General features: G+C 52.3%; 26 protein-coding genes and 1 riboswitch. Of the genes, 12 read left to right on the top strand and 14 right to left on the bottom strand.

Annotated features, from left to right (window positions below):
- Positions 1-54: 54 nt before the first annotated feature.
- The 4 genes from fadD to EOS97_RS20065 form a co-directional block, all read right to left on the bottom strand.
- The gene (fadD, locus tag EOS97_RS20080) at positions 55-1,740 is read right to left on the bottom strand and encodes a long-chain-fatty-acid--CoA ligase FadD (RefSeq protein WP_001532413.1); all 1,686 of its coding nucleotides are present in this window, start codon (positions 1,738-1,740) and stop codon (positions 55-57) included.
- Positions 1,741-1,944: 204 nt separating this feature from the next.
- Positions 1,945-2,526, bottom strand: a complete 582-nt coding sequence (locus EOS97_RS20075) for a Slp family lipoprotein (RefSeq protein ID WP_000290594.1) — start codon at positions 2,524-2,526, stop codon at positions 1,945-1,947.
- Positions 2,527-2,597: 71 nt separating this feature from the next.
- Positions 2,598-3,293, bottom strand: coding sequence for a tRNA (adenosine(37)-N6)-threonylcarbamoyltransferase complex dimerization subunit type 1 TsaB (gene tsaB / locus EOS97_RS20070; RefSeq protein ID WP_001221017.1), 696 nt, complete (start codon positions 3,291-3,293; stop codon positions 2,598-2,600).
- A gap of 57 nt (positions 3,294-3,350) precedes the next feature.
- The gene (locus EOS97_RS20065) at positions 3,351-5,261 is read right to left on the bottom strand and encodes an ATP-dependent DNA helicase (RefSeq protein WP_000128801.1); all 1,911 of its coding nucleotides are present in this window, start codon (positions 5,259-5,261) and stop codon (positions 3,351-3,353) included.
- Between the two features lie 131 nt (positions 5,262-5,392).
- Between EOS97_RS20065 and EOS97_RS20060 the strand changes: the two genes are divergently transcribed.
- Positions 5,393-5,737, top strand: coding sequence for a RidA family protein (locus tag EOS97_RS20060; protein ID WP_000029550.1), 345 nt, complete (start codon positions 5,393-5,395; stop codon positions 5,735-5,737).
- Between the two features lie 5 nt (positions 5,738-5,742).
- Here the strand turns inward: EOS97_RS20060 and EOS97_RS20055 are convergent, their stop codons facing one another.
- The gene (locus tag EOS97_RS20055) at positions 5,743-5,922 is read right to left on the bottom strand and encodes a YoaH family protein (RefSeq protein ID WP_000457328.1); all 180 of its coding nucleotides are present in this window, start codon (positions 5,920-5,922) and stop codon (positions 5,743-5,745) included.
- A gap of 80 nt (positions 5,923-6,002) precedes the next feature.
- On the opposite strand from EOS97_RS20055, the gene pabB reads away from it, so the two are divergent.
- From pabB to EOS97_RS20035, 4 genes are all read left to right on the top strand, one after another.
- Positions 6,003-7,367, top strand: coding sequence for an aminodeoxychorismate synthase component 1 (gene pabB / locus EOS97_RS20050; RefSeq protein ID WP_000978465.1), 1,365 nt, complete (start codon positions 6,003-6,005; stop codon positions 7,365-7,367).
- A gap of 3 nt (positions 7,368-7,370) precedes the next feature.
- Positions 7,371-7,949: a CoA pyrophosphatase gene (locus EOS97_RS20045; protein WP_000381534.1), complete on the top strand. Its 579-nt coding sequence runs from the start codon at positions 7,371-7,373 to the stop codon at positions 7,947-7,949.
- Between the two features lie 262 nt (positions 7,950-8,211).
- Positions 8,212-9,576 carry an L-serine ammonia-lyase gene (sdaA, locus tag EOS97_RS20040; protein ID WP_000624276.1) on the top strand — a complete coding sequence of 455 codons (1,365 nt, stop codon included), beginning with the start codon at positions 8,212-8,214 and terminating at the stop codon, positions 9,574-9,576.
- A 137-nt stretch (positions 9,577-9,713) separates the two neighbouring features.
- Entirely contained in the window at positions 9,714-11,315 is a 1,602-nt protein-coding gene (locus EOS97_RS20035; protein WP_001192519.1) for an EAL domain-containing protein, read from the top strand.
- 21 nt (positions 11,316-11,336) lie between these two features.
- Here the strand turns inward: EOS97_RS20035 and yoaE are convergent, their stop codons facing one another.
- Positions 11,337-12,896 carry a CNNM family cation transport protein YoaE gene (yoaE, locus tag EOS97_RS20030; protein ID WP_000421815.1) on the bottom strand — a complete coding sequence of 520 codons (1,560 nt, stop codon included), beginning with the start codon at positions 12,894-12,896 and terminating at the stop codon, positions 11,337-11,339.
- Between the two features lie 472 nt (positions 12,897-13,368).
- Here yoaE and manX point away from each other — a divergent pair, with 472 nt between their 5' ends.
- From manX to mntP, 5 genes are all read left to right on the top strand, one after another.
- Positions 13,369-14,337: a PTS mannose transporter subunit IIAB gene (gene manX, locus EOS97_RS20025; protein ID WP_000150523.1), complete on the top strand. Its 969-nt coding sequence runs from the start codon at positions 13,369-13,371 to the stop codon at positions 14,335-14,337.
- 52 nt (positions 14,338-14,389) lie between these two features.
- Entirely contained in the window at positions 14,390-15,190 is an 801-nt protein-coding gene (manY, locus tag EOS97_RS20020) for a PTS mannose transporter subunit IIC (protein ID WP_000406918.1), read from the top strand.
- Between the two features lie 12 nt (positions 15,191-15,202).
- Positions 15,203-16,054 carry a PTS mannose transporter subunit IID gene (locus EOS97_RS20015; protein WP_001518647.1) on the top strand — a complete coding sequence of 284 codons (852 nt, stop codon included), beginning with the start codon at positions 15,203-15,205 and terminating at the stop codon, positions 16,052-16,054.
- A 58-nt stretch (positions 16,055-16,112) separates the two neighbouring features.
- On the top strand, positions 16,113-16,571 hold the full coding sequence (locus tag EOS97_RS20010) for a DUF986 family protein (protein WP_000156280.1): 459 nt from the start codon (positions 16,113-16,115) through the stop codon (positions 16,569-16,571).
- Between the two features lie 196 nt (positions 16,572-16,767).
- Positions 16,768-16,869: riboswitch (yybP-ykoY riboswitch) on the top strand.
- Between the two features lie 111 nt (positions 16,870-16,980).
- A complete protein-coding gene (mntP, locus tag EOS97_RS20005) occupies positions 16,981-17,547 on the top strand; it encodes a manganese efflux pump MntP (protein WP_001518359.1) in 567 nt (188 codons plus the stop codon).
- Here mntP and rlmA read toward each other — a convergent pair.
- The 6 genes from rlmA to mgrB form a co-directional block, all read right to left on the bottom strand.
- The gene (rlmA, locus tag EOS97_RS20000) at positions 17,544-18,353 is read right to left on the bottom strand and encodes a 23S rRNA (guanine(745)-N(1))-methyltransferase (protein ID WP_000010918.1); all 810 of its coding nucleotides are present in this window, start codon (positions 18,351-18,353) and stop codon (positions 17,544-17,546) included. The two genes, mntP and rlmA, sit on opposite strands and share 4 nt — an antisense overlap.
- A gap of 65 nt (positions 18,354-18,418) precedes the next feature.
- Positions 18,419-20,164 carry a peptidoglycan glycosyltransferase FtsI gene (ftsI, locus tag EOS97_RS19995; protein ID WP_000730322.1) on the bottom strand — a complete coding sequence of 582 codons (1,746 nt, stop codon included), beginning with the start codon at positions 20,162-20,164 and terminating at the stop codon, positions 18,419-18,421.
- A 219-nt stretch (positions 20,165-20,383) separates the two neighbouring features.
- A complete protein-coding gene (gene cspE, locus EOS97_RS19990) occupies positions 20,384-20,593 on the bottom strand; it encodes a transcription antiterminator/RNA stability regulator CspE (protein WP_001062678.1) in 210 nt (69 codons plus the stop codon).
- A 12-nt stretch (positions 20,594-20,605) separates the two neighbouring features.
- Positions 20,606-20,749 carry a DUF2627 domain-containing protein gene (locus EOS97_RS19985; protein ID WP_001537930.1) on the bottom strand — a complete coding sequence of 48 codons (144 nt, stop codon included), beginning with the start codon at positions 20,747-20,749 and terminating at the stop codon, positions 20,606-20,608.
- A gap of 648 nt (positions 20,750-21,397) precedes the next feature.
- On the bottom strand, positions 21,398-21,685 hold the full coding sequence (locus tag EOS97_RS19980) for a YebO family protein (protein WP_001000660.1): 288 nt from the start codon (positions 21,683-21,685) through the stop codon (positions 21,398-21,400).
- A 70-nt stretch (positions 21,686-21,755) separates the two neighbouring features.
- Positions 21,756-21,899, bottom strand: coding sequence for a PhoP/PhoQ regulator MgrB (mgrB, locus tag EOS97_RS19975; RefSeq protein WP_000714547.1), 144 nt, complete (start codon positions 21,897-21,899; stop codon positions 21,756-21,758).
- Between the two features lie 157 nt (positions 21,900-22,056).
- On the opposite strand from mgrB, the gene yobH reads away from it, so the two are divergent.
- Positions 22,057-22,296 carry an invasion protein YobH gene (gene yobH / locus EOS97_RS19970; protein ID WP_001236777.1) on the top strand — a complete coding sequence of 80 codons (240 nt, stop codon included), beginning with the start codon at positions 22,057-22,059 and terminating at the stop codon, positions 22,294-22,296.
- A 211-nt stretch (positions 22,297-22,507) separates the two neighbouring features.
- Here yobH and kdgR read toward each other — a convergent pair whose 3' ends face one another.
- Positions 22,508-23,299 (bottom strand): DNA-binding transcriptional regulator KdgR, encoded by a 792-nt coding sequence (gene kdgR / locus EOS97_RS19965; RefSeq protein WP_001262195.1) that lies wholly within the window; start codon positions 23,297-23,299, stop codon positions 22,508-22,510.
- Positions 23,300-23,474: 175 nt separating this feature from the next.
- Here kdgR and EOS97_RS19960 point away from each other — a divergent pair, with 175 nt between their 5' ends.
- Positions 23,475-24,848: an MFS transporter gene (locus tag EOS97_RS19960; RefSeq protein WP_000416142.1), complete on the top strand. Its 1,374-nt coding sequence runs from the start codon at positions 23,475-23,477 to the stop codon at positions 24,846-24,848.
- A gap of 47 nt (positions 24,849-24,895) precedes the next feature.
- Here EOS97_RS19960 and htpX read toward each other — a convergent pair whose 3' ends face one another.
- Positions 24,896-25,777: a protease HtpX gene (htpX, locus tag EOS97_RS19955; RefSeq protein ID WP_000984498.1), complete on the bottom strand. Its 882-nt coding sequence runs from the start codon at positions 25,775-25,777 to the stop codon at positions 24,896-24,898.
- Between the last annotated feature and the right edge of the window lie 36 nt (positions 25,778-25,813).

The raw sequence follows: 25,813 nt of genomic DNA, 5'->3' as shown, positions 1-25,813 counted from the left end.
CGCGCCAAAAAAAACGCCGGCTTAACCGGCGTCTCTCGTTAGCTGACTTAACGCTCAGGCTTTATTGTCTACTTTGCCACGGGCTTCGTCACGCAGTTCTCGTCGTAAAATTTTCCCAACGTTAGATTTTGGTAATTCCTCGCGAAACTCTACCTGTTTGGGCACCTTATATCCGGTCAGATGGCGACGGCAGAAGGTGATCAACGCATCGTCAGTCAATGCCGGATCTTTCTTAACCACAAAAAGCTTCACCGCTTCGCCGCTACTACCGGAAGGCACGCCAACCGCCGCAACTTCCTGCACGCCAGAATGCTGCATCACCACATCTTCAATTTCGTTTGGATAAACGTTAAAACCAGAAACCAGAATCATATCTTTCTTACGATCGACAATCCGCAGAAAGCCCTCTTCATCCATAACCGCAATATCGCCCGTATGCAGCCAGCCATCTTTAATGATTTCATCCGTCGCGTCAGGACGCTGCCAGTATCCCAGCATAACCTGCGGACCTTTCACGCAAAGCTCTCCGGCCTCACCCGGCGCGACTTCGTTGTCATCGTCATCCACCAGTTTGGCTTCTGTTGACGGTACTGGCAGGCCGATACTGCCGCTGTGATAATCAATATCATGCGGGTTGACGCTCACCAGCGGGGCGCACTCGGTCAGCCCGTAGCCTTCCAGCAGGTATTGCCCGGTCAGCTTTACCCAACGTTCCGCAACGACGTTTTGCACCGGCATCCCGCCGCCGGCTGACAGATGCAGCGAAGAAAAATCCAGCTGTTGAAACTCTTTATTATTGAGCAGAGCGTTGAATAGCGTATTAACGCCAGTCATCGCCGTAAACGGATATTTCGCCAGCTCCTTGACCAGGCCGGGGATATCACGCGGATTGGTAATCAGCAGGTTTTGCCCACCCAGCTCGATAAAAAGCAGACAGTTCATGGTTAAGGCAAAAATGTGATACAGCGGCAGCGCGGTCACTACCAGCTCTTTCCCCGGGTGCAGCAGCGGCCCATAGGTCGCTTTCACCTGCTCCAGATTCGCCAGCATATTGCGGTGGGTCAACATCGCGCCTTTCGCCACGCCCGTCGTACCGCCGGTATATTGCAGGAAAGCCAGATCTTCAGCGACAACCTCGGGTTTTACATACTGCATACGGTAGCCATGCTGTAGCGCGCTGCGAAACGAGATCGCATCTGGCAAGTGGTATTTTGGCACCAGACGCTTGATGTATTTCACGACAAAGTTAACAACCGTACCTTTGGCGGTAGAAAGCTGGTCGCCCATCCGCGTCAGAATAACGTGCTGTACCGACGTTTTCTCGACCACTTTTTCCAGCGTATGGGCAAAGTTAGAAACAATAATGATTGCCGCCGCGCCGCTATCGTTAAGCTGATGCTCAAGTTCACGCGGCGTGTACAGCGGGTTAACGTTCACCACAATCATGCCGGCGCGTAAAATACCAAATAGCGCGACGGGATACTGCAACAGGTTTGGCATCATCAGTGCCACACGGTCGCCTTTTTTGAGTCCCAGCCCTTGTTGTAAATAAGCCGCAAATGCCCGACTACGTTCTTCTAATTTGCGGAAGGTCATTACCTCCCCCATATTGACGAACGCAGGCTGATCGGCATAGCGCGTCGCCGCATGTTCAAACAGTTCAACCAGGGATTGATAACGGTCAGGGTTGATCTCCGCCGGAACATCAGCAGGATAACGGTTAAGCCAAACCTTCTTCAATGCATCACCTCTAAAATGAGTGTTCGTCGTCATCACAACCCCAGTTAATAAACAAGTCGTTAACATTATATTAACTCAGCGTACCAGTTTATTAATTACGCAACTGAAAGGTTGCGAAGCGCGTCACTATTTATTTTTATTATGTCTCTATGAATGCAGAAACAGCGGACCAGCCGCTGTTTCTTTTATTGATAAAACAAAGAGTTACTCTGTTACTATCGTCTGAACCTCTGCGGGTCCAGGGTTATACCACCCCCAACCGCCATAGCCATAAGGCCAGGCGCGTCCGCCGTAAAACCACGGATCGATCGGCTGTGGAGGCATGACGACCTGCTGAACAAGATGCCAGCGTTTATAGCCGGTAGCCTGCATCAGCATAAATTTATACGGCGTATTGCCGATTTTACCGTCAACCGTGCCGGTTATCGGGCCGACAACGGTAACTAACTGGCCACGGAAGTCCACCGGGTCCAGAAAACCGTTCACATCGGCAAAAATTCTGCCGCGCGAGGCTTCGCCCAGAACAGGACGCGCGCCGCTGTCGAGCGGTACGGTCGCGATTTCAAGCCGGGTTTTTCCCTGCTGATTTTGTACCGCCACAACTTTGCCGCCAAAACGCGCCTCTTGCCCGATATAGAGCTGCGGCGCATTCATCACCCGCACCAAATCCTGCTGCGGCGTCGGACTCGAACCTTTAATGGCATCCGGGATAGTCACGCAACCGCTCAGCATAAGCGCAAAAGCGCACGCCAGCGCCCCTTTTATTAACCGTTTTTGAACCGCCATGATGCGACTCCTTTTTCTCGACCTCTATTCCACCCCACAGCATAAAGTATGGGGGGTAATAGTAGTGAGAGTCATTCTTTGCCGGGAAGTTTCTTCCACGCCACTTCGTTACGCAAATAAACCGGCTCGGCATGTTCCACGGCAACGGTCTCTCCTGCCGCCAGCTTTTGACTGGCGATGGGCAACATATCTTCCGCTGCCGGGAGCGACACCTCCCCATCATGAAGCGTCAGACCGCACTCCTTCGCCAGATCGGGCCACGCGGACCAACCCGTTCCTACCGTCGCCCACTCGCCGGAAAGCTGTTTCAACCGCTCGCCGACCCGTTCCGGTTTCAGCACCGCTTCCGTCTCTTCGCCCTGCCAAACGCCCTGCGCATCACGCTGGTATTCCGCCCAGTACACTTCGCCCATCCGCGCGTCAATCGCGGCGAGTACGCGGGTCGCGCCGGTTTTACGCCACGCGCCCTGCGCCATCGTGGCAAGCGTCGAAACACCGATCATCGGCAGATTTGCCCCTAACGCCAGCCCTTGCGCAATACCAATGCCGATACGCACGCCGGTAAAGCTGCCCGGACCGCGCCCAAACGCCAGCGCATCTATCTCATTGAGCGAGACGCCGCTGGCGGCCAGAATCTCCTGCACCATGGGCAGGATACGTTGAGTGTGTTCTCGTGGACAAAGCTCAAAGTGAGCATTGATAGTACCGTTGTTCCACAGGGCGACAGAACAGGCCTCTGTGGCGGTATCGATAGCCAGAATTCGCATGAGGTTTCGTGCTTAGATCAATAAAATAGCGCGCATCTTACCATACTCCGTAACAAATTACTCGGCGGATGGAATCGCAAGAAAGCGAACGGCACGGGCGATATCACGCGTGCGCGGCGCAGGAGGCAGGCTGGCGAGAAACGTGGCGCCATAGGGCCGCATCACCAGCCGGTTATCACAAATCACTAACACCCCGCGATCGTCCGCATCGCGAATTAGCCGCCCCACCCCCTGCTTCAGCGTAATCACCGCATCGGGCAGTTGAACCTCATCAAACGGATCGCCGCCGCGCAAACGACAGTCTTCCATTCGCGCTTTTAACAGCGGGTCGTCCGGGGAGGTAAACGGCAATTTGTCGATAATCACCAAAGATAACGTATCGCCGCGCACGTCCACCCCTTCCCAGAAGCTGCTGGTGGCGACGAGCAGCGCGTTGCCGGCGCTAACAAATTGCTGTAACAGTTGGCCTTTACTGGTTTCCCCTTGCAACAATACCGGCAGCGTCATGGTGGCGCGAAACTGCTCCGCCAGATCGCGCATCATGGCGTGCGAGGTGCACAGCATAAAACATCGCCCGTTATTGGCTTCGATAATCGGCCTGAGCATAGCCGCCAACTGTCGCGCCGCGCCGGGCTGGTTGGTTTGCGGTAGGTTACGCGGTACGCAGAGTAACGCCTGGCGCGTATAGTCGAATGGGCTGGGCAGCAGCATGGATTCTGCCTGTTCAATTCCCAGACGGGCGGTAAAGTGGTGAAGATCATCATTTACCGATAACGTGGCCGAGGTAAAAATCCAGCTACCGGGCTTCTGTTCCATCACCTCTTTGAATTTGTCCGCCACGGTGAGCGGCGTCAGCGCCAGGGTGAAATGGCGCGAGGTGCACTCATACCAGTAGCTGTATCCCGGCTGATTGATCTCTTTTAAGCGTTTCAGCCGTGAACGGTATAGCGTGGCGCGTTCAAAAGCCGCATCCAGCAGCGCCGAACGGCCCAGCGACAGCTTCGCCACGTCGTAACAAAGCTCCAGCGTATCATCCAGCAGTAAAAATGCCCGTTGGATACGTGGGTCGGCTAACAGTTCACGCAAATTTCCCCGGTAGCCGGGCTCCCCCAGTTGCAGACGAAAATCCTGGGCGCTCTGGGCAAGGCGATCGGCGCATTTTTGCAACTGTTGAGTGTCTTTCAGTTCCGTCCGGTAGGCGATGGTGATGTCTTTTGCTAAATCCAGCAACTGACGGCTGGAGAGCGATTGTCCGAAATACTGGCTGGCGATGTCAGGCAGTTGGTGGGCTTCATCGAAGATCATTACTTCAGCCTGAGGGATAAGTTCGCCAAACCCGCTCTCTTTAACCACCATATCCGCAAGAAAAAGGTGGTGGTTTACAATCACCACATCCGCGTCCATCGCCTTTTTACGCGCTTTCACCACAAAGCACTCTTTGTAGAGCGGGCAATCGCTGCCAAGGCAGTTGTCGTTGGTACTGGTGACCAGCGGCCAGGCCTGGGAATCCTCCGCCACGCTGACGCAGGTGCTGATATCGCCATCCCGCGTCTGATTTGACCAGGAGCGCAGCAATATCACGTCGCTTAACGTTTGTACCGGTAAATCGCCGCCCGCCAGCGCTTGTTGTTCCAGCCGCTCCAGGCAGAGGTAGTTTGAACGTCCTTTCAACAGGGCCGTCTTACCGGTAAACGCCAACGCTTTTGCTACCGTCGGCAGATCGCGGCTGTAGAGTTGATCCTGCAACGCTTTCGACCCGGTCGAAATAATGACTTTTTTCCCGGCGCGCAACGCCGGAGCGAGGTAAGCATAGGTCTTCCCGGTTCCGGTGCCGGCTTCAACAACCAGAGGCTGCGCATTTTCAATCGCTTGTGTTACGGCAACCGCCATTTGTCGCTGTGGTTCGCGCGGTTTAAAGCCGGTTATCGCTTTGGCCAGTTGGCCATCTGCTGCAAAATCGTCCGTCACACTGCCCCCTGTTAATTTGCACAGGGGATTATGTCAGGGTAGAAAGGCTTACGCCAGTTACAGAGGTGACGGCGGCGCCACATTGTGGCAGTCTTGAGCCATTCAAATGGAAAGCAAATGAGGAATAAGTGATGTCTATCGTGCGTATTGATGCCGAAGATCGTTGGTCAGACGTGGTGATCTACAATAATACGCTGTGGTATACCGGCGTGCCGGAAAACCTGGACGCCGATGCTTTTGAGCAAACGGCGAATACTCTGGCGCAAATTGATGCGGTGCTGGAAAAACAGGGCTCCAGTAAGTCACGTATTCTGGATGCCACTATTTTCCTGAGCGATAAAGCGGATTTTGCCGCCATGAATAAGGCGTGGGATGCGTGGGTCGTCGCAGGCCATGCGCCGGTACGCTGTACCGTACAGGCCGGGTTGATGAATCCGAAATATAAAGTTGAGATTAAGATTGTCGCGGCGGTATAAGCCGGTTATTCGTCTTCATCCTCAAAACGCGCCACTATCCGTTCGCCGGTATGGTTGGCGCGAAGTTCGCCCGCCACCTGGGCAATCGCTTCTCCGCTACTCATACCTTGCGACATCAATTCCTGGATACGTTCTACGGCTTTTTGCTGTTGTTCATGACTGAGTGAAGGTAAACCTGCAAACATGATTAACTCCTGCTAAATTGTTAGCGCTAATTATTTCACGCTACCCGGCGGTAAGCCAGTAGTGTTGTCACGAGTCAGGAATGATGAAGACGTTATCTCCCACTGTTATCACCTTACCCTGGCGTCCGGACGCCGCCGAACACTATTTTGCGCCCGTAAACCATTTGCCCTGGGCGATGCTGCTGCATTCAGGTGATGCTATTCATCCCTATAACCGCTTTGATATTCTGGTCGCCGATCCTGTCACCACACTGACCACGCGCGCGCAGGAAACCACGGTATGTACTGCGCGCACGACTACCGTCACTCTCGACGATCCGTTACACGTTTTGCAGACTCAACTGGAGGCGCTGCCTTTTCATCCTCAGCCTGACCCTGACTTACCCTTTCAGGGCGGCGCGCTGGGTCTGTTTGGTTACGATTTAGGACGGCGTTTCGAAATTCTGCCCGATACTGCTGCGCGCGATATCGTTTTACCCGATATGGCGATTGGCCTTTACGACTGGGCGCTGATTGTCGATCACCATAAACAGGTAGTGTCGCTGATAAGCTATCACGATGCAGACGCCCGATATCGCTGGCTCACCGGCCAGCGCGCGCCAACCCGAACGCCCTTCAGGCTTACCTCGGTCTGGCAATCCAATATGACGCGTTGCGAGTATGGCGAGAAGTTTCGTCAGGTGCAGGCCTGGCTGCACAGCGGGGACTGCTATCAGGTCAATCTTTCCCAGCGTTTTCAGGCGAGCTACGAGGGTGATGAGTGGCAGGCTTTCGAACGCCTTAACCGCGCAAATCGCGCCCCGTTCAGCGCCTTTCTTCGTTTACATGACGGCGCCATATTGAGCCTTTCTCCCGAGCGTTTTATCCAACTGGAGAATGGTCATATCCAGACGCGCCCGATCAAAGGTACGCTTCCACGGCTTAACGATCCGCAGGCGGATCGTCAGCAGGCGCAGAAACTGGCCAACTCAATGAAAGATCGCGCTGAAAATTTGATGATCGTCGATTTGATGCGTAACGATATTGGCCGGGTCGCCGTACCAGGTTCGGTGAAAGTGCCGGAACTGTTCGTCGTCGAACCATTTCCTGCCGTTCACCATCTGGTTAGCACCATTACCGCCCGTTTACCGGACTCGCTTCATGCTACCGACCTGCTGCGCGCGGCTTTCCCCGGCGGCTCCATTACCGGCGCGCCTAAAGTGCGGGCAATGGAAATTATCGACGAACTGGAGCCGCAGCGACGCAACGCCTGGTGCGGTAGCATCGGTTATCTGAGTTTCTGCGGCAAGATGGATACCAGTATTACTATCCGCACCGTCACGGCAACGCAGGGCCAACTCTATTGCTCAGCCGGCGGCGGTATCGTGGCCGATAGCAACGAAGAAGCGGAATATCAGGAAACTTTTGATAAAGTTAATCGTATCCTGCACCCACTGGAGAACTAATACGTGGATACCAGCCGTCTGACGCTCGATCATTTCTTATCGCGCTTTCAGCTTTTGCGCCCGCAGATGCCCCATGAAACGTTGAATCAACGTCAGGCCGCCGTACTGATCCCTGTGGTTCGCCGCCCCCAACCGGGGCTGCTGTTGACCCAGCGGGCTATTCATTTGCGCAAACACGCCGGACAGGTCGCCTTTCCCGGCGGGGCCGTGGACAGTACCGATGCTTCGCTTATCGCCGCAGCGCTTCGCGAAGCGCAGGAGGAAGTCGCCATCCCGCCGCAAGCCGTGGAAGTGATTGGCGTTTTACCGCCGGTAGACAGCGTGACCGGTTTTCAGGTCACCCCGGTGGTCGGCATTATTCCGCCAAATCTCCCCTGGCGCGCCAGTGAAGACGAAGTGTCTGCGGTGTTTGAAATGCCGCTGGCGCAAGCGTTGCAACTGGGCCGATATCACCCGCTTGATGTTTACCGTCGCGGCAATTCGCACCGCGTATGGCTCTCCTGGTATGAGCATTATTTCGTCTGGGGCATGACCGCAAACATTCTTCGTGAGCTGGCGCTGCAAATCGGCGTAAAGCCCTGACTGTACACAACGCCATTCACGTTGCCTCAAGGCGGTAACAATCGCCTCCCCAAAGAGGCAGCCTGAAGGGCAACGTGTATATACTTAACTTTACGCGCGTAAGACACGACTTGAGATTACTGTCGCAATATTAGTAAAAACGCGGTTATTCATTAGTTTAATTCATGTGAATAGTTAAGCTGATGCCAGCGTTCCCTCTTACACTATGCGCAGTTATAACATCGTAACCGGAAGCCCCGGTTGCCCTGTCAGGAGTATTATCGTGATTAGCCTATTCGACATGTTTAAGGTAGGGATTGGTCCCTCCTCTTCCCACACTGTTGGCCCGATGAAGGCCGGTAAACAGTTCGTCGATGACCTGGTCGAAAAAGGATTACTGGATAACGTTACCCGCGTCGCTGTCGATGTCTACGGCTCGCTGTCGCTGACGGGGAAAGGTCACCATACCGATATCGCCATTATTATGGGTCTGGCGGGTAATGAACCCGCTACCGTGGATATTGATAGTATCCCCGGTTTTATTCGCGACGTCGAAACGCGCGAGCGTCTGTTACTGGCCCAGGGACGTCACGAAGTCGACTTCCCGAAAGATGACGGAATGCGTTTTCACAACGGCAATTTGCCGCTGCATGAAAACGGGATGCAGATCCACGCCTGGCATGACGACACGGTCATTTATAGCAAGACGTACTATTCCATCGGCGGCGGCTTTATCGTTGATGAAGAGCATTTCGGCCAGGAAGCGACGAATGAGGTTACTGTACCTTATCCGTTTAAATCGGCGAAAGAAATGCTGGAGTATTGCAACAGTACCGGCCTTTCACTCTCCGGCATGGTGATGCAAAACGAACTGGCGCTGCATAGCAAGAAAGAGATTGAAGAGTATTTCGGTCACGTCTGGCAAACCATGCAGGCTTGTATTGATCGCGGTATGAATACCGAAGGCGTTCTGCCGGGGCCGCTGCGCGTACCGCGTCGCGCCTCCGCGCTGCGTCGTATGCTGGTTTCCAGCGATAAGCTTTCCAACGATCCGATGAACGTCATTGACTGGGTGAACATGTTTGCTCTGGCGGTGAACGAAGAGAACGCCGCAGGCGGCCGCGTCGTGACGGCGCCAACCAATGGCGCGTGCGGCATCGTTCCTGCGGTACTGGCTTACTACGACCATTTTATTGAATCAGTCAGCCCGGATATTTACACCCGCTACTTCCTGGCGGCAGGCGCTATTGGCGCGCTGTATAAGATGAACGCGTCTATTTCCGGCGCGGAAGTCGGCTGTCAGGGAGAAGTCGGGGTCGCCTGTTCGATGGCGGCGGCAGGCCTTGCTGAACTGTTGGGCGCCAGCCCGGAACAGGTTTGCGTTGCCGCTGAAATCGGCATGGAGCATAACCTGGGGCTGACCTGCGACCCGGTTGCCGGTCAGGTGCAGGTGCCGTGTATTGAGCGTAACGCCATTGCTTCGGTTAAAGCGATCAACGCTGCGCGTATGGCCATGCGTCGAACCAGCGCGCCGCGCGTCTCGTTGGATAAAGTCATCGAAACGATGTACGAGACCGGAAAAGACATGAACGCCAAATACCGCGAAACGTCGCGCGGCGGGTTGGCTATTAAAGTCCAGTGTGATTAAACGCCGTTTCCCCTCCCTTCGCCCATCTGCTACGGATGGGCGAAATTTTTATCTCTTCCTCGTCGACTCCACGTTTCCCCACTACACTTGCTGTGTCGCGGTTGGCTTTTGTCGCCAACGCTTATTGGGCGGCCCGCATGCAAACAGCACAACGGATCATCAATCATTATCGCCGTAATCGTTTCATTGTTTGCACGATTTGTGCACTGGTCACGCTCATTCTTACGCTGAGCATCCGATTTATTTCGGAGCGGAACTTAAATCACCATCGCACGGTTGCATTCGCGAATCATGCCGTTGATGCGCTGGATAATGTGCTGCATCCTCTCCTGGTCGGACGAAACATACTGCTACCCTTGCTTGAGCTTCCGTGCGCGACCGCGCATTTGCCGTTGCGTAAGCAAGCCGCGCGCCTGCAAACCATTCGTTCTATCGGGCTGGTAAAAGAGGGAATTCTCTACTGCTCAAGCATTTTTGGCGCCCGTAATACTCCCATACGCCAGCTTCAACCCGATCTTCCCGCAGCTGGCGATCTGCTGCTACTTTCCACGGATCAATCGTTACTCAAGGGAAGCCCGATCCTCATTCAGTGGTATCCCGCCTCTGCCGATGGCCAGGATGGCGTGATGGAAATTGTGAATATTGACTTGCTGGCGACTATGCTACTTGAGCCGCAGCAGCCGCAAATTACCAGCGCCAGCCTGACGGTCGGCAAACGGCACCTGTTATATGGTCGGGGCGTGGTCGATACTCTTCCGGAATTAAAAAAAGATGAAGAGCGTTACCAGCTTTCATCGCGGCATTTCCCTTTTACTATCAGCGTCAGCGGGCCGTCGGCAGGCGTACTGGCGTTCAAACATCTCCCGACGCAGTTACCGCTGGCCGTATTGCTTAGCCTGTTGATCGGTTATATCGCCTGGCTGGCAACGGCCAGCAGAATGAGCTTTTCCTGGGAGATTAATCTGGCCCTTGCCGAACGGGAGTTTGAGCTATTTTGCCAGCCGTTGCTTAATGCCCGCACGCAGCAGTGTACCGGCGTTGAGATCCTGTTACGCTGGAACAACCCGCGTCAGGGCTGGATCTCACCGGATGTTTTTATTCCTATCGCCGAAGAGCATAACCTGATAGCGCCGCTGACCCGCTATGTGATTGCGGAAACCATTCGGCAGCGGCACTACTTCCCCATCAATCATCAGTTTCATATCGGCATCAATGTGGCGGCAAGCCATTTCCGACACGGCGTGCTTCTCAAGGATCTTAATCAGTACTGGTTTAGTGCGGAACCTGTTCAGCAACTGGTGCTGGAGCTCACGGAACGCGACGCGTTGCTTGACGTTGATTACCGCCTGATGCGCGAGCTGCATCGTAAAGGCGTGAAGTTAGCCATCGATGATTTTGGCACAGGAAACAGCTCGCTCTCCTGGTTGGAAAAACTGCGGCCGGATATTTTGAAAATCGATAAATCCTTCACCGCGGCCATCGGTACCGATGCGGTCAATTCAACGGTGACCGATATTATTATCGCGCTAGGGCAGAGACTGAATATTGAACTGGTGGCGGAAGGGGTCGAAAACCAGACGCAGGCACAGCATTTGCGCCAGCATGGCGTGCAAATGTTACAGGGCTATCTCTATGCGAAGCCGATGCCCATTAGCGAATTTCCACAGTGGCTGGCGGGCAGCGCGCCGCCGCCCGCCCGGCATAACGGACAGATTATGTCCGCGATGCCGCATCTATAGACTTGATTCCTGCGTGTGACGTTATTCCTCTTCGTCGTGGGCAGGCTGTTCTTTAACAATCCGAACCAGATCGACACGGTAGTCGTTGGCCTCGACAATGGTGATCCGCAGTGGCGGAACATCAATGACATCGCCTACACGAGGAATATGGCCATTAGCGGCGATCACTAACCCCGCGACCGTCGCAATATCGCCCTCTTCGTTCACCAGATGGTCAACTTCCAGCGCCTGCTGTAACGCATGAAGATCGGTGCCGCCCTTCACTATCCAGCCCTCGGCATCGGCAACGATTTCCGGCGTTTCATCGGCATCCGGGAACTCACCGGCAATCGCTTCCAGCACATCCAGCGGCGTAACCAGCCCCTGCACCACGCCGAACTCGTTAGTGACGATAACGAAACTGCCGCGCGCGCGACGCAAAACGCCTAACAGATTGATAGGATCAAGCGTTTCCGGCACCACTATCGCCGGAGAAGACGCGGCGATAGCCGCAACGTCCGCGCCCTCTTCCAGCGCCACCAGCAACTCTTTCGCCCGAACGATACCGATAATTTCATCCAGCTCGCCCCGACATACCGGGAACAGGCTATGCGGAGAAGAGAGTAACTGCTGACGGATTTCAGCTACGCTGAGATTCGCATCCACCCAACTAATTTCGCCTCGCGGCGTCATAATGCCGCGCAGGGAGCGCGACGCCAGAGTCAGTACGCCGTTAATCATGTAGCGTTCTTCTTCGGCGAAGGCGCCTTCCGACACCGATATCGCGGCCGGGCTATCCGTCTCATGTTGCGTACTCGCCTGACGTTTACCGCCCATCAGACGCAGGATAGCGTCCGCAGTACGCGCGCGCAGCGGCAACGTGGACTGATGACGAATAAAGTTGCGGCGCGCAATCTGGTTAAACACCTCGATAACTATCGAGAAACCAATTGCCGCGTACAGGTAGCCTTTCGGAATATGGAAACCAAACCCTTCCGCCACCAGGCTCAAGCCGATCATCAGCAGGAAACTCAGACAGAGCACCACTACCGTCGGATGCTGGTTGACAAAACGGGTCAGCGGTTTTGACGCCAGTAGCATCACCGCCATCGCAATTACCACCGCCGCCATCATAACCGGCAGATGGTTTACCATACCTACCGCCGTAATCACGGCGTCCAGCGAGAAGACCGCATCCAGGATGACAATCTGCGTGACTACCACCCAGAAGCTCGCATAGCCTTTACCGTGTCCGGTGTCATGCTCGCGGTTTTCCAGACGTTCATGCAGCTCGGTGGTCGCTTTAAACAGCAGGAATATACCGCCCAGCAGCATAATTAAATCGCGGCCGGAGAAGGTAAAATCCCAGACGGTAAAGAGCGGCTTTGTTAAGGTCACCAGCCACGAAATAATGGACAGCAGCGCCAGACGCATAATCAGCGCCAGCGAGAGCCCGATAAGACGCGCTTTGTCACGCTGCTTTGGCGGCAATTTATCGGCGAGGATCGCGATAAAGACCAGGTTATCGATACCCAGGACAATTTCCAGGACGACGAGCGTGAGTAAACCCACCCAAATTGAGGGATCCATTAATAATTCCATGACAAGCTCCTGCTTAAGGAATGACTAAACGGCGCCCACAACATCTCAAAGGATGCAGGCGGTAACGCAATAAACAAAGTAAGGCTATGGCAAGATATGCCAGATTGACAGGCGCAAAACGGCCAAAGAGTGAAATGACGTCGGTGACGATCCATACAACGGGCTGCTGCCCTATACCCCATTCTAATTAAACGGAAGCTAAACATAACAGAGACAACTGGTTTTTGGCAAAGATTTACCTTCCTTTGCAAAGAGATGTAACCGGGATATTTTACACTTCGAAATTTCTCATTATCGAAAACAAAATTACGGATCTCCATCACACAAAATATTTTTTTCGATATCTAAAATAATTCACGAAAATCATGCGTTTTTCGTTGTAACCCTCATCTGAATCGATTCGCTTGCGGACGGCGATTCAAAAAATACATCTGTCAAATTGATGTGTTGACAATAATAAAGGAGGTAGCAAGTGACCATTGCTATTGTTATAGGCACACATGGTTGGGCTGCAGAGCAGTTACTTAAAACAGCCGAAATGCTGTTAGGCGAGCAGGAAAACGTCGGCTGGATCGATTTCGTTCCAGGCGAAAATGCCGAAACGCTGATCGAAAAGTACAACGCTCAGTTGGCTAAACTCGATACCAGTAAAGGCGTGCTATTTCTCGTTGATACATGGGGAGGCAGCCCGTTTAATGCTGCCAGCCGCATTGTCGTCGATAAAGAGCGCTATGAAGTTATTGCCGGCGTCAACATCCCGATGCTGGTCGAAACGTTTATGGCTCGTGACGACGATCCGAGCTTTGACGAGCTGGTCGCACTGGCGGTAGAAACCGGTCGTGAAGGCGTAAAAGCGCTGAAAGCGAAACCGGTAGAAAAAGCCGCGCCAGCGCCAGTCGCCGCCGCGCCAAAAGCGGCCACGCCGGCAAAACCGATGGGCCCGAATGATTATATGGTTATCGGGCTTGCCCGTATTGATGACCGCCTCATTCACGGTCAGGTCGCTACCCGTTGGACCAAAGAGACCAATGTCAGCCGTATTATTGTTGTGAGCGATGAAGTCGCGGCGGATACCGTACGTAAAACGCTGCTGACGCAAGTTGCGCCGCCGGGCGTTACGGCGCATGTGGTTGACGTCGCGAAGATGATTCGCGTCTACAATAACCCGAAATACGCCGGTGAACGCGTGATGCTTCTGTTTACCAATCCTACCGACGTCGAGCGCATCGTTGAGGGCGGCGTGAAAGTCACTTCCGTGAACATTGGCGGTATGGCCTATCGTCAAGGTAAAACGCAGGTGAACAACGCCGTTTCCGTCGATGAAAAGGATATCGAAGCCTTTAAAAAGCTCAACGAGCGCGGCATCGAGCTTGAGGTGCGTAAAGTTTCCACCGATCCGAAACTGAAAATGATGGATTTAATTGCCAAAGTGGCGAAATAACCGCCGGCATTTAATTAGCTTTCACACTTAAGATAGCAATAGGAGAAGTACAATGGAGATTACCACTCTTCAGATTGTGCTGGTGTTCATCGTCGCATGTATCGCGGGTATGGAGTCGGTACTTGATGAATTTCAGTTCCACCGTCCGCTGATCGCCTGTACCTTAATCGGCGCCGTTCTGGGGGACATGAAAACCGGTATTATCATCGGCGGTACTCTGGAAATGATCGCTCTGGGCTGGATGAACATCGGTGCTGCCGTTGCGCCTGATGCCGCACTGGCATCCATCATCTCTACCGTTCTGGTCATCGCCGGGCATCAAAGCATTGGCGCCGGTATCGCGCTGGCGATTCCGCTGGCGGCAGCAGGCCAGGTACTGACCATTATCGTACGTACCATCACCGTGGCATTCCAGCACGCGGCGGACAAGGCGGCTGAAAACGGCAACCTGACGGCGCTCTCCTGGCTGCACGTTTCTTCTCTGTTCCTGCAGGCAATGCGTATCGCTATCCCGGCGGTTATCGTTGCCATCTCCGTAGGCACCAGCGAAGTACAGGGAATGCTGAATGCGATTCCTGAAGTCGTCACAGGCGGTCTGAACATCGCCGGCGGCATGATCGTCGTGGTTGGTTATGCGATGGTTATCAACATGATGCGCGCAGGCTACCTGATGCCGTTCTTCTACCTCGGTTTCGTCACCGCGGCTTTCACAAACTTCAACCTAGTCGCACTGGGTGTCATCGGCGCAGTGATGGCTATTCTTTACATCCAGCTGAGCCCGAAATACAACCGTGTAGCGGGCGCGCCTGCAGCGGCTGCTGGCAATAACGATCTCGACAACGAACTGGACTAACAGGTGAGCGAAATGGTTGATATGACTAAAACTACCACCGAGAAAAAACTCACTCCGAGCGATATTCGCGGCGTATTTCTTCGTTCTAACCTGTTCCAGGGGTCATGGAACTTCGAACGTATGCAAGCGCTGGGCTTCTGCTTCTCTATGGTGCCGGCGATTCGTCGCCTGTATCCGGAGAATAATGACGCGCGTAAACAGGCGATTAAACGTCACCTGGAGTTCTTTAACACCCATCCTTACGTTGCGGCGCCGGTACTGGGCGTGACCCTGGCAATGGAAGAAAAGCGTGCGAACGGCGCAGAGATTGACGATGGTGCTATCAACGGTATCAAAGTCGGTCTGATGGGACCGCTGGCAGGCGTCGGCGACCCTATCTTCTGGGGTACCGTCCGTCCGGTATTCGCGGCGCTGGGCGCAGGTATTGCAATGAGCGGCAGCCTGCTTGGTCCGCTGCTGTTTTTCATCCTGTTTAACCTGGTGCGTCTGGCGACCCGTTATTATGGCGTGGCTTATGGCTACCGCAAAGGCGTCGATATCGTTAAAGATATGGGCGGCGGCTTCCTGCAAAAACTGACTGAGGGGGCGTCAATCCTCGGCCTGTTTGTCATGGGGGCATTGGTTAACAAGTGGACGCACGTGAATATCCCGCTGGTGGTCTCCACCATCACCGGTCAGGATGGTCAGACACGCGTTACCACCGTGCAAACCATTCTCGACCAGCTGATGCCGGGTCTGGTTCCGCTACTGTTGACCTTTGCCTGTATGTGGCTGCTGCGTAAGAAAGTTAACCCGCTGTGGATTATCGTGGGCTTCTTCGTCATCGGTATCGCCGGCTACTCCGTAGGACTGCTGGGCCAGTAAGGCTGTTGTACACTACCGGGGCCAAACGGCCCCGTTTTTTTATTTCTCTGGAGGATAAATGACTATCACGGACCTGGTGCTGATTCTCTTTATTGCCGCATTATTGGCTTACGCTCTCTACGATCAGTTCATCATGCCCCGTCGCAATGGCCCCACTCTGCTTTCTATAGCCCTGCTCCGCCGTGGTCGCGTAGACAGCGTTATCTTCGTTGGGCTGGTCGCCATCCTTATTTATAACAACGTAACCAGCCACGGAGCGCAGATGACCACATGGTTATTAAGCGCGCTGGCGTTAATGGGGTTTTATATATTCTGGATCCGCACGCCACGGATCATCTTTAAACAACGTGGCTTTTTCTTCGCCAATGTCTGGATAGAATATAACCGTATTAAAGAGATGAATTTATCGGAAGACGGCGTACTGGTGATGCAATTAGAACAACGACGCTTGCTTATCCGTGTACGCAATATCGACGATCTGGAAAAAATATATAAACTTCTTATTGAAAATCAATAAACTAAGATATAGCCTCAACTATGTTTTTCGAATTTTATTTCGAATCATAATATAGCTAAGGCTATATTTCCTATTGACCAATTGTTATTTAATTTAACGTTTTATTGATGAACAAATCTAAATGAAAATCGTTTTCAATTAGAAGACAAATAATATTTTATCGCTGTTGTTTTATATTCTAAAAATATGTTAATGTTGCGCCGTCAATTGGGGAGTAGCCGATTTCCAGACTCCGGAAATGTACGCGTCAACATACTCGTTGCAAAACGTGGCGCGTACGGACCAGCCGCCGCTGGTCAGGCGAGACCATAGGCGCATCAACTGCTGTGTATTTCGTCACAGAATGGCGACATGCATGTTTGCTGGGGGCAGTGATGTGTTTAATGGATACCCCGGTCAGGACGCTGTCATGCACTTTACTGCTACTGTTCTTCTCGCTTTCGGCATGTCGATGGATGCTTTCGCGGCATCAATTGGCAAAGGCGCCACCCTACATAAACCCAAATTCTCAGAAGCGTTGCGTACCGGCCTTATCTTTGGCGCGGTTGAAACGCTGACCCCGTTAATCGGCTGGGGGCTGGGGATATTGGCGAGTAAATTCGTTCTGGAATGGAACCACTGGATAGCCTTTGTTCTGCTGATCTTTCTGGGCGGACGCATGATCATCGAAGGTATCCGCGGCGGTAGTGATGAAGATGAAACACCGTTACGTCGCCACAGCTTTTGGCTATTAGTCACGACGGCTATCGCGACCAGCCTTGATGCGATGGCGGTTGGCGTCGGTCTGGCGTTTTTGCAGGTAAACATCATCGCTACCGCATTAGCTATCGGTTGCGCCACGCTTATCATGTCCACCCTCGGGATGATGATCGGTCGCTTTATCGGCCCAATGTTGGGTAAGCGTGCTGAAATTCTCGGCGGGGTCGTACTGATAGGAATTGGCGTCCAGATCCTCTGGACGCATTTTCACGGTTAACGGTTACGCTGCCAGAGATGAAGGTTGAAATCCGTCTGGCAGCTAAGTCCGGCGCTGGCGGCCAGTTGTTCCCACACTTCTGGCCTGGCGCGCCAGGCAAATGGCGTCATTTGCAACAGTGCTACAGCCGCTTCGGCGGTGAGCTGCATGTGATAAGCAAGGCGGGTACTCTGCTGCAATGTGAATCCGTCGAGCTGCTCGGTATACGGCGCATGTAAACGCACCTCATCATAAATGAGCCCTTTTAGTTCCATCAGATGATGAGGTCCCGGCGTGGCGGTAACAACCCAACCACCAGGCTTCACCACGCGCGCCAATTCCTGCGCCTTACACGGGGCGTAGATTCTGATCACCGCATCCATTGACGCATCGGCAAAGGGCAGTCGATGGCTTGACGCCACACAAAACTTCACCTGCGAATAGCGCTTCGCTGCCGCTTTGATCGCCGTTTTAGCAACGTCCAGTCCAAACGTGGTGGCTCCCGGCAACGCCTCGGCAAAAGCATGAGTGTAATACCCCTCGCCGCAGCCGATATCCAGAATCGCCGTGGCCGACTGATCCAGCCGCTCGCGCAACAGGTTAATCACCGCATCGCGCAGCGGCTGATAATGGCCCGCATCAAGAAACGCTCTCCTCGCCTGCATCATTTCGGCGCTGTCGCCCGGATCGCGCGAACGTTTATGCTGTACCGGCAGCAGATTGATGTAGCCCTCTTTCGCCACATCAAACTGATGGCGCTGTGGACATATAACGCTGTTATTAATCTGCGTAAGCGGCTGATGGCAAAGCGGACAGGTAAACGACATGACAACTCCGGACTGGGGCGCTAAAGGGCGCAAGTGTAACGCGAATTGCGCCCCGGGAAAATCCTTTACGAGCCCGGAACCGCAACGTGGCTGCCATGCATCACCAGAAGGTGATCTGAATCGGCTGGCATACCGTCTGGCTCAACATTTTCCAGCCGCAGCACATCGCCCATGATCTGGCTGAATACGGGCGCAGATACCGCGCCGCCATAATAAGCCCCATTTTGCGGATTATTAATCACCACCACCAGCGCAAATCTGGGATTACTTGCCGGCGCGACGCCTGCGGTATATGCCACATACTTATCGACGTATTTACCATCATCGCCAATTTTTTTCGCCGTCCCGGTTTTGACCGCAATACGGTAGTCTCTTACTGCGGCTTTTGTTCCGCCGCCGCCAGGCAACGCGACGCTCTCCATCATATGTTCCACCTCGTGCACCAGTTCTTCCGGCATTACTCGCGTGCCGATCACGGGCGGATCAACTTTGGTGATCGATAACGGACGGTAGATACCAAAGCTGCCAATCGTGGCATAAACATGCGCCAGTTGCAGCGGCGTCACCATTAATCCATAGCCAAAAGCGAAGGTAGCGCGATCTAAATCACTCCAGTAACGGCGTTTCGGTAATAACCCGCTGCTCTCTCCGGTGAGACCCAGTCCGGTAGGCACGCCGAAACCAAAGCTTTTATAAGTATCCATTAATTTCTGCACCGGCATCGCCAGAGAAAGGTGAGAAACGCCGGTATCGCTGGATTTTTGCAAAATGCCGGTTAATGTCAGTTCCGGATAGTAACCGACGTCGCGGATACGGTGTCCATCGAGAGTAAAAGGATGGGTATCGATAACGCTGTCCGGTTGCACGATACCCTGCTGTAACGCAGTCATAATGACCAATGGCTTCACAGTAGAACCGGGTTCGAAAGTGTCGCTAATCGCGCGGTTACGAAAATCGTCCAACTGCGCGCCTTCACGGTTGTTCGGGTTGAAATCCGGGTAGCTCGCCATCGAGAGAATTTCACCCGTTGGGATGTTAATCAATACGGCAGCGCCGGATTCCGCTTTGTTCCAGATGACGGCGTTATCCAGCGCATCTTCGGTAACCGTTTGCAGACGTTCATCAATGCTAAGCTGAAGTTCATGAGCAGGAACCGGATTCACTTCCGTAATGTTCTCAATAACGTGACCAAATTTATCTTTACGCACCAGTCGGGAGCCCGGTTTTCCCGTCAGTTGCGCGTTAAAGCTTTTTTCAATACCTTCTATTCCCTGCCCGTCGATATTGGTAAAGCCGATCAAATTGGCCGCTACGTGTCCGGCAGGGTAAAAACGGCGCGACTCTTCCCGCAGGTTAATACCCGGTAGATTCAGTTTATCTATCCATTCGGCTTGCTGGGGTGAAACCTGGCGCGCGAGGTAGATAAAACGACCTGCCGGGTTACTGTTTACCCGTTCCGCAAGCGTACTGAGAGACAGATGTAAGGCGCTGGCCAGCGCCTGCCAGCGCTCATTGTAGCCAACGCCGCCTTTGCTTATGATAGTCTTCGGATCGGCCCAGACAGCATTAACCGGAACGCTCACCGCTAAGGGTCGCCCTTCTCTGTCGGTGATCATGCCGCGTGGAGAGGCCGTGGTCACTTCACGAAGCGAGCGCATATCTTCTTGTTTCACCAGTTTCGACGGCGTAACAATTTGCAACCATGCCACCCGCCCTAACAACAATGCCATGCTGAGCAGAATGGCAGTGCAAAGTAGTGCAAAACGTATGGGCGTAAAATTACGGGTATCGCCGTCGCTTTTCTTTTTCACCTGATCTCCAGCCGAATCATTTTTCAGGTGATTGATTTAACGGGAAACGGACGGAAAAACCAGAAAAAACAATGCTAATAACCTCGTGCCTTTGCAACAAATCGCTAACGAGAGCGCATCCAGACACATTTTGAAGGATATTGAATTAAAAAGCCCCGCTTTTAGCGAGGCTTTATATCTGAGGCTGACGCGACAAACGCATCAAATCAGTGGTGTCGATCAGATAGCCGTTACGTTAACAGCAGCCGGACCTTTCTGGCCGTCCTGAATTTCGAACTCAACGTTCTGGCCTTCAGCCAGAGTTTTGAAACCATTGCCCTGGATAGCGGAGAAGTGTACGAACACATCTTTGCTGCCGTCAGCCGGAGTAATGAAGCCAAAACCTTTGGATTCGTTGAACCACTTAACTTGACCTTTAATCTTTGCCATTTGCAAAATTCCTTAGAGTGTTTTCTTTGCCCGTAGGCATAACATAGATAAAACTGAGACATTACTGCTTGAGGCACTAATATAAGGTTCGGCAGAGAAGCGGTATTCAACGTCAACGTGTTTACTCAGGACTTCTTTACTGAAAATGCCACACATAAACAGAACTGTACCTCGTTTAACCCAAAGCCTGTTATCACATACAACGTTAATTATGGCAAGCCATTTTTAAACGTGTCTCGATCCGTCGCACAAATTACGAGAACCTTCACAAATTGACAGCACGTTTATGCAACAAAATTGCGAAAGATATATCCTCACGCGCTGACGGACTCCTGACAACGTCACTGCTGAAAAGCCATTTTTCTACCATAGCTCAATAACTTCGCTTCTTCCAGTGCATCAAATCACATTTAAAAGCTGTATTTTTCATATCACTTTTTATGCTGAGTTATGCATAAATTGTCACAATGATAAAAAACACCTTTTAATCAAAATAATAGAAAAGAAAAGCGATTTTCGACACCGCTTTTTGTGATGTTCTGCGTCTTTACAGAATGCCTTAAAATAATGAACAAACAATGACAATCCATAAAGAGAGAGAAACGTTTCGCTTTTAATAGAGAATGAGCAGTATCACAAAAATGCCATATGTCCATTTGTTATACATATAAAACTATGTTGCATATAAAGCCATATATTATGTAAGGTGTTGATGCTGTAGTATCAGTTGCAAACGGCAACGCGGAGAGATCCGACGGGGAAATGGGGCGTATGGCACTGGCGCCATTTGCGCCCCGGTAAGCATTATCGTTCTGCAACCAGACGAATGATGTCCTCATCCTCTTTCGGTTCGCTTGCCGCTGTTGCGGGTTCCGCTTCTTTTTCTGGTTCGTTTGCTTCGCAAAGGCGGCGTAACAACGCGTTTTGCCGCTTCTGTTGATCCAATAACGCTTCGAGCAATTCTATCTGCTCGTTGGCACGGGAACTTGCCCGGTTGACAAAGAACCAGAGCGCCAGCCCCACCACCAGAACCACCATTGATACTATTAAAGATGCAAGAGAAAACGCACCAGAGTTTAAAACGTCGTTCATTTCACCACCTCAATGTAGAGACGTCATTCTACCACTGCTACATGGGAAGGAAATCTCTGGTGTAAAACGTTTACCAGGGAATAAATTTATTGATGGCGCAAATACCGCTGAAAAATTGTACATCCTGATCGCACATGATATTAAACACCTGCGCCCACAGCAACAGGCATACTACCACCACGATGCCGAGAACGACCCATCGAAATTTTTTCACTCCACTCTCCGATCTTACATCTTATGTCGCTAAATTATCATGAGTTACTTAAACCAGGAGTAACTGTAGCGGCATTATATGTTTTTAGGAATGATTCACTTGTTTCAATCAATGTACACGCTACTCTTATTCTAACTAAAAAAGAAAAGAGGTAGTAATGCGTTTGATCATTCGCGCAATTGTATTGTTTGCCCTGGTGTGGATAGGCCTGCTGATGAGCGGCTATGGCATCCTGGTGGGAAGTAAAGTGAACGCTGCGGGGCTGGGTTTACAGTGCCATTACCTGACCGCACGCGGCACCAGCACGGCGCAATATCTCCATACCAACAGCGGCATTATTGGCTTTTCCGACTGTCCCATTTTCAGAAAAATCGCCACCGTGGTGGATAATGGCTAAGCGGCAATAAATAATTTCACAGTGAAACTATCACCAATAATTCCCCTATATTGGCTGTTGTTCATAAGTACTGTTAAATAATATTTTAATAACCGTTAAATAAGCCGACAGATATTATCTACTTTTACGATTTCATCCCACCCGATGTTATAAAAAAAGCAGCTACATTTTTCGTAGCTGCTTTTTTTTAACGTCATGCAAATAACGTTGCTTAGAAGGGATAATCGTTGTAACCCATTTGTTCAGAAATTTTACGCGCGGCGGCGTGTAACATAGCCACATATTCCTGTAGGCGTTCTTCTGAAAAACGCAGCGTCGGGAACGAAATGCTTAACCCTGCGATGACTACGCCAAAACGGTCAAATACCGGTACGCCGATACAACGTAACCCTTCTTCCTGTTCTTCGTTATCTTCACCGTAGCCTTGCGCACGCACTTCATCCAACAGCGGCAGCAACGCTTCAGTGCTGGTAATCGTGCGTCCAGTGCTTTGCTTATACTCTACGCCGTCGAGAATCTGCTTAACCTCATCACGGTCGCGCCAGGCCAGAAGCACTTTACCGATGGCCGTACTGTACAGCGGATTACGACGCCCAATACGTGAGTACATCCGCAGATTGTACATAGAGTCAATTTTATGGATATAGACAATACTGTCTTCATCCAGCGCGCCAAGATGGATAGTTTCTTTTGTCAGACGAGACAGTTCGCGCATCTGAATGTCCGCACTGCGGATGAGATCAACATTTTGCAACGCTCGTGCGCCCAGCTCAAACAGCTTTAGCGTCAGAGAGTATTTTTCAGACTCCCCCTCCTGAGCCACGTAGCCCAGCGTTTTCATGGTTTGCAAAAAGCGATAAACGGTGCTTTTCGACATCATGACGCGCTGCGATAGCTCGGTAATCCCTATTTCACGCTCTTCACCCAGCGCCTGCAGAATGCCGAAAACTTTCAGCACAGAAGATACAGAATCAGGCTGCTTATCCAGATCTGCGTTTGCCATTTATCACCTCATTACGAGCGTTTTATAAAATTCAGAACGAGTTTTTATTATAATTTCACGCCAGGTCGCCCGCAATCCATCTTTGCTTACTTCGTTACAAATCTGCGACATAACAACTCAGTATTAATGCTAACATTATTATTCAGCTCATAATTCCCCTTATTACAAAATACTTATGGAAAAAACACGGGCCGATGGCCTGCCCCTCCCGCAGAGATACGGCGCTATCCTGACGATTATTATCGGTATTTCGATGGCGGTTCTGGATGGCGCAATCGCTAATGTCGCGCTGCCAACCATTGCGACTGATTTACATGCCTCCCCTGCCAGCTCTATCTGGATTGTCAATGCGTACCAAATCGCCATTGTCGTCTCACTGCTTTCCCTGTCTTTTTTAGGCGACATGTTTGGTTATCGCCGGATCTACAAATGTGGTTTAGTGGTATTTCTGCTTTCATCATTGTTTTGCGCGCTTTCAGACTCGCTGCAGATGCTGACGCTGGCGCGCATCGCGCAGGGATTTGGCGGTGCGGCGCTAATGAGCGTAAACACGGCGCTGATTCGTCTTATCTACCCCCAGCGTCATCTGGGACGAGGCATGGGAATTAACTCTTTTATCGTCGCAGTCTCTTCCGCCGCGGGTCCGACGATCGCCGCGGCGATTTTGTCCATCTCATCATGGAAATGGCTGTTTCTGATTAATGTCCCGCTAGGTATCATCGCGTTAATTCTGGCCATACGCTTTTTACCAGCAAACATCGCCCATGACACTAAGCCGCGCTTTGACTTACCGAGCGCGGTAATGAATGCGCTCACATTTGGCCTGCTGATTACCGCATTGAGCGGATTTGCCCAGGGACAGTCGCTAACGTTGATTGGCGCAGAGCTGCTCGTTCTGGTCGTGGTCGGGTTTTTCTTCGTGCGCCGCCAGCTTTCTTTGCCCGTCCCTTTGTTACCCATCGACTTGTTACGCATTCCGCTTTTTTCACTCTCGATCGGCACGTCAATTTGCTCGTTCTGCGCGCAAATGTTAGCCATGGTCTCGCTACCTTTTTATCTGCAAACCGTGCTGGGCCGTAGCGAAGTAGAAACCGGCCTGTTATTGACGCCCTGGCCGCTGGCAACGATGGTGATGGCGCCGCTGGCGGGATACCTGATAGAACGTCTTCATGCCGGTTTGCTGGGGGCGCTGGGAATGGTGATAATGGCAGCCGGGTTGTTTGCGCTGGTCATGTTGCCAGGCTCCCCCTCCGATCTGAATATTATCTGGCCGATGATCCTTTGCGGCGCAGGGTTTGGCCTGTTCCAGTCGCCGAATAATCACACCATTATCACTTCCGCGCCGCGTGAGCGCAGCGGTGGCGCCAGCGGGATGCTTGGCACGGCGCGACTGTTAGGCCAAAGTACTGGCGCCGCGCTGGTAGCGCTGATGTTGAACCAGTTTGGCGATAGCGGTACGCATCTTTCGCTGCTCGCAGCGGCGATCCTGGCGACTCTCGCGGCGGTAGTGAGCGGTTTACGTATTACGCAACCACGCGTTCAGGCGTAAAAAAAGCGCGTCATTCGACGCGCTTTTCATACTTGCCAGTGGGCTTATTATTTCAGGTACTCGCCGCTACGCAGCGCTTCAATGCGTTTATCCAGCGGTGGGTGCGTCATAAACAGCTCGCTTAACGATTTCGATTTACCGTTAATACAAAACGCCATCATGCTGGTCGCTTCTTGCGGCTCGTAGCTGGTTTTCAGGCGCTGCAGCGCGGCAATCATTTTTTCACGGCCAACCAGCTTCGCCGATCCCGCATCGGCATGAAACTCACGGTAACGGGAGAACCACATGGTGATGATGCTCGCCAGAATACCGAAGACCAGTTCCAGCACCGTCGCAACGGCGAAATAGATTAGCGGATTACCGTTACTTCCTTCGCCTTCATCGCGGTTGCCGCCCAGAAAACCAGCAGCAATTTGCGCGATAATGCGCGAAATAAAGATAACGAAGGTGTTAACCACCCCCTGAATCAACGTCATCGTCACCATATCGCCATTGGCAATATGGCTGATTTCATGCGCAATGACGGCTTCCGCTTCGTCAGGGCTCATGTTTTGCAACAAACCGGTGCTCACAGCGACCAATGAGGCGTCACGGCGTGCGCCCGTCGCAAACGCGTTAATGTCCGGCGCATGGTAGATAGCAACCTGCGGCATGGCGATACCGGCCTGGCGCGCTTGCGTTGCTACGGTGTTCATCAACCAGCGTTCTCTTTCATTGCGAGGCTGTTCAATAACTTCCCCTCCTACGGATTTTAACGCCATCCATTTGGACATCAGCAATGAAATAAAAGAACCGCCAAAACCAAACAGCAGCGCCATGATCAGCAAGCCTTGCACGCTGCTCGACTGTATCCCTGTCAGGCTCAGAACCAGCCCGAAAACGACCATCACGGCCAGGTTCGTCAGCAGGAAGAGCGCGATTCGCATCATAATTTTCTTTTAACCTCAATTTAACAAAGCGCACTA

It is taken from the genome of Salmonella sp. SSDFZ54, assembly GCF_004010735.1.
Lineage (GTDB): Bacteria > Pseudomonadota > Gammaproteobacteria > Enterobacterales > Enterobacteriaceae > Salmonella > Salmonella enterica.
The sequence above is the reverse complement of the archived record's forward strand: the minus strand, read 5'-3'. Positions and strand labels throughout refer to the sequence as shown.

Excerpts from the sequence above, each read along its gene's own strand:
- EOS97_RS20015 (WP_001518647.1), top strand. The coding sequence starts at position 15,203 with ATGGTTGATATGACTAAAACTACCACCGAGAAAAAACTCACTCCGAGC.
- kdgR (WP_001262195.1), bottom strand. The coding sequence starts at position 23,299 with ATGGCAAACGCAGATCTGGATAAGCAGCCTGATTCTGTATCTTCTGTG.
- EOS97_RS20060 (WP_000029550.1), top strand. The coding sequence starts at position 5,393 with ATGTCTATCGTGCGTATTGATGCCGAAGATCGTTGGTCAGACGTGGTG.
- EOS97_RS20035 (WP_001192519.1), top strand. The coding sequence starts at position 9,714 with ATGCAAACAGCACAACGGATCATCAATCATTATCGCCGTAATCGTTTC.
- EOS97_RS20055 (WP_000457328.1), bottom strand. The coding sequence starts at position 5,922 with ATGTTTGCAGGTTTACCTTCACTCAGTCATGAACAACAGCAAAAAGCC.
- EOS97_RS20010 (WP_000156280.1), top strand. The coding sequence starts at position 16,113 with ATGACTATCACGGACCTGGTGCTGATTCTCTTTATTGCCGCATTATTG.
- EOS97_RS19960 (WP_000416142.1), top strand. The coding sequence starts at position 23,475 with ATGGAAAAAACACGGGCCGATGGCCTGCCCCTCCCGCAGAGATACGGC.
- rlmA (WP_000010918.1), bottom strand. The coding sequence starts at position 18,353 with ATGTCGTTTACCTGTCCGCTTTGCCATCAGCCGCTTACGCAGATTAAT.
- EOS97_RS19985 (WP_001537930.1), bottom strand. The coding sequence starts at position 20,749 with ATGTGTGGCATTTTCAGTAAAGAAGTCCTGAGTAAACACGTTGACGTT.
- pabB (WP_000978465.1), top strand. The coding sequence starts at position 6,003 with ATGATGAAGACGTTATCTCCCACTGTTATCACCTTACCCTGGCGTCCG.
- cspE (WP_001062678.1), bottom strand. The coding sequence starts at position 20,593 with ATGGCAAAGATTAAAGGTCAAGTTAAGTGGTTCAACGAATCCAAAGGT.
- yobH (WP_001236777.1), top strand. The coding sequence starts at position 22,057 with ATGCGTTTGATCATTCGCGCAATTGTATTGTTTGCCCTGGTGTGGATA.
- htpX (WP_000984498.1), bottom strand. The coding sequence starts at position 25,777 with ATGATGCGAATCGCGCTCTTCCTGCTGACGAACCTGGCCGTGATGGTC.
- tsaB (WP_001221017.1), bottom strand. The coding sequence starts at position 3,293 with ATGCGAATTCTGGCTATCGATACCGCCACAGAGGCCTGTTCTGTCGCC.
- EOS97_RS19980 (WP_001000660.1), bottom strand. The coding sequence starts at position 21,685 with ATGAACGACGTTTTAAACTCTGGTGCGTTTTCTCTTGCATCTTTAATA.
- mntP (WP_001518359.1), top strand. The coding sequence starts at position 16,981 with ATGCACTTTACTGCTACTGTTCTTCTCGCTTTCGGCATGTCGATGGAT.
- manY (WP_000406918.1), top strand. The coding sequence starts at position 14,390 with ATGGAGATTACCACTCTTCAGATTGTGCTGGTGTTCATCGTCGCATGT.
- yoaE (WP_000421815.1), bottom strand. The coding sequence starts at position 12,896 with ATGGAATTATTAATGGATCCCTCAATTTGGGTGGGTTTACTCACGCTC.
- EOS97_RS20075 (WP_000290594.1), bottom strand. The coding sequence starts at position 2,526 with ATGGCGGTTCAAAAACGGTTAATAAAAGGGGCGCTGGCGTGCGCTTTT.